The organism is Ruminococcus sp., from assembly GCF_017650195.1.
Lineage (GTDB): Bacteria > Bacillota > Clostridia > Oscillospirales > Ruminococcaceae > Ruminococcus.
In genome coordinates, this window is the sequence record NZ_JAGCFH010000141.1 from 1 (window position 1) to 2915 (window position 2915).

A 2915-nucleotide genomic window follows, 5' to 3' on the forward strand; every position below is an offset into this window, starting at 1 on the left:
GGAAGATAAACACCGAGCGAACTGTAAAGTGACGGAACACACTTTTTAAGAAAATTCTCGACAAGCTGAACAAAGAGTGCGATAACGAGAATAAATACAACTGTATCGAAATATTCAAGTCCGTTGGGAACAAGTATACCGTGATGTATTGGATATGTAACAAGTGTAGCACATATCATTACAAATGTAACCGCAATGCCCATACCTACTGCACTGTCGAGCTTTTTTGAAACACCAAGGAAAGGGCAGATACCCATGAACTTTGAAAGTACAAAGTTATCTGTGAGCATTGCCGAAAGGAGTATAACGAGCATGGTCTTCACTTACAGTCACCTGCCTTTCCGCAGGCTTCAGCATTTGCACAGCCAGCACATCCTATCTCCTTCGGAGGCTTTTTATTTGAAAGTTTGTTTACAACTGCTATAATTATTCCGAGGGTGAAAAAACCTCCTGCAGGCATTATAAACAGAAGCATTGGATCCTCGCTGAGTACGGGCAGAGTCATTCCTAGCCATTTTCCAGAACCGATAATCTCGCGTACAGAACCCATAAGGAATAGAGCTAATGTAAAGCCGATTCCCATTCCTATAGCATCACAAGCAGAAGCGACGATACCGTTTTTGCTCGCAAACATTTCAGCTCTGCCGAAGATAATACAATTCACGGTTATCAGAGTAAGGTAAATACCGAGGCTGTCATAAAGACTCGGCACAAAACCCTCAAGAAGGAATCCGATAAGCGTCACAAAGCTTGCAATTATTACGATAAATGCAGGTATACGTACCTTATCAGGAATTACCTTTCTAAGTGCGGATATAACGATGTTTGAACCTAGAAGGACAAAAGTCGTAGCAAGTCCCATACCTATGCCGTTTACAGCCTGTGTAGTAACAGCAAGTGTTGGGCACATTCCCAGAAGCATTACAAGAGTAGGATTCTCCTTGATAATGCCTTTTGTGATCTCTTTTTTGAGAGATGTTTTATTTTCAGCCACCGAGGATCTCCTCCTTATTCTCATTGTATGCATTCAAAGCAGTATCAACGGCGTGTTTCATACCCTTTGAAGAGAATGTCGCACCACTGACTGCATCAAAATCTTTCTTAGGTTCCTTCTGTCCGTAAAACTGCTTACGGAAATCAGCGTCATCACGTATATTTGATCCAAGACCGGGAGTTTCTCCCAGCGAAACGAATTCAATACCAGAAATACGGCCTTCATCATTTATGCCTACAAGAATATTTATTCCACCTTTTGCATAACCATCGGCACATACTTGTATCACCGTTTTATTATCTGGAGTTACAGCAACAGACTGTACTTCATCATAACTGCTCTTAATGTCAACTAGACGGTATTCTGTTTTACCGAAAATCGCCTCTGCACTACTGTAGAATTTCTGAGCTTTCTGATCGGCTATCCTTTCCTTTGTCAACTCATAAGCAAATACAAGAAGAAGCGATGCGATAACGCATATAACTGTAAGCACAAAGGTAGGTTTAATTTTATCCTTCACTCTTTTCAGCCTCCTTTGCACCAAGAACCTTAGTTCTCGTGAGCTGCTCTATGTATGGAGTCAGCACATTCATAAGAAGTATCGAGAATGAAACTCCCTCAGGATAAGAACCGAAATGTCTTATAACAAAGGTTATTATACCACAACCAAGTCCAAAAACAATCTTTCCCTTTTCAGTGATAGGCGTAGTTGCATAATCTGTAGCCATGAAAAAGGCACCAAGGAAAAGTCCTCCAGCAAGTATCTGATATACAGGATCGTCACCGCTTATCCAGCTTAGTAAAAATACACTGCCGATAAACGAAAGAGGAGCAGAAAGCGAGATTATCTTCCTTACTACAAGATAAATTCCACCAATGAGAAGACCGAGTGCACAAACCTCTCCAAGACATCCGCCTGTATTTCCAAGCAAAAGGTCCTTATAATCCGGGATACTCTGACCTATCTTGGCTAGCTTTTCTGAATCCATGCCATTAAGAACAAGAGGTGTAGCAGCCGAAACAGTATCAAATTTTTCATTCAGCGGAAGTACCCAGTTCGTCATGGCCGACGGAAATGATACCATAAGCACAATTCTTGCAGTAATTGCCGGATTGGCAAAATTCTGTCCAAGACCGCCGAAAAGTTGCTTTACGATTACTATAGCAACGAAGGAGCCTACTACAGCCATCCAGTAAGGCAGTGTAACAGGCAGGTTCATAGCTAATATCAGACCTGTAACAACAGCTGAAAGGTCACCTATAGTATTAGAACGCTTCATCAGTGTACGGCATACATATTCAAAGAATATACAGCTACCAATGCAGACCGCCGTTAAAGTCAGTACTCTCGCACCAAAAAGGTACATTGCTGCTCCCCATGCAGGAAGAAGAGCAATAATGACATTCAGCATTATATTAGAAGTTTTTGTATAGTTTTCGTCGTGTGGTGACGGCGAAACAATTAATTTACCCATAGCTTCTCCGCCTCCTTACTTTCTTGGGATAAGAGCCTTGGCAAGCTGATTTGTCTCTGCAAGCTTTCTATTGGCAGGACAGACATAAGTACAGCTTCCACAGTTCATGCAAAGCATAACCTTGAGCTGTTTTAACTCTTCCACATTTTTGATCCTGTAAGCTCTGTCGATATCCGCAGGCATAAGACCAAGCGGGCAAACTCTTACACAGCGTCCGCAGCGTATACAGTCAGATGTTCTACGTACATCATAATGGTCAAAGGCAAGAAGTGCGTTTGAAGTCTTAACGACAGGCATATCTATATCTGGAACACTCATACCCATCATAGGACCACCTGCGATAAGCTTTATGACAGAATCAATGTCAGTCTTGCAGAATTCAAGCACCGACCTGAAGGAAGTACCTATAACAGCGTTTACATTTTTAGGCTCCTTTACGGCATTAC

Annotated in this window: 5 protein-coding genes; all 5 read right to left on the reverse strand. The window is 41.9% G+C overall.

The genetic code is table 11. The features are described 5' to 3' along the window. On the reverse strand, positions 1-314 hold a 314-nt coding region (locus J6U00_RS06455; protein WP_296580317.1), incomplete at its 3' end, for an Rnf-Nqr domain containing protein. Positions 315-319: 5 nt separating this feature from the next. Continuing rightward, on the reverse strand, positions 320-994 hold the full coding sequence (locus tag J6U00_RS06460; protein ID WP_296580310.1) for an electron transport complex subunit E: 675 nt from the start codon (positions 992-994) through the stop codon (positions 320-322). Next, complete coding sequence (locus tag J6U00_RS06465) at positions 987-1514, reverse strand: FMN-binding protein (RefSeq protein ID WP_296580311.1); 528 nt, start codon at positions 1512-1514, stop codon at positions 987-989. The genes J6U00_RS06460 and J6U00_RS06465 overlap by 8 nt, the downstream gene beginning before the upstream one ends. Then, positions 1504-2469 (reverse strand): RnfABCDGE type electron transport complex subunit D, encoded by a 966-nt coding sequence (locus J6U00_RS06470; protein WP_296580313.1) that lies wholly within the window; start codon positions 2467-2469, stop codon positions 1504-1506. The genes J6U00_RS06465 and J6U00_RS06470 overlap by 11 nt, the downstream gene beginning before the upstream one ends. Positions 2470-2484: 15 nt before the next feature. Further along, positions 2485-2915: 4Fe-4S dicluster domain-containing protein (locus tag J6U00_RS06475; protein WP_296580315.1), on the reverse strand; the 431-nt coding region annotated here is incomplete at its 5' end.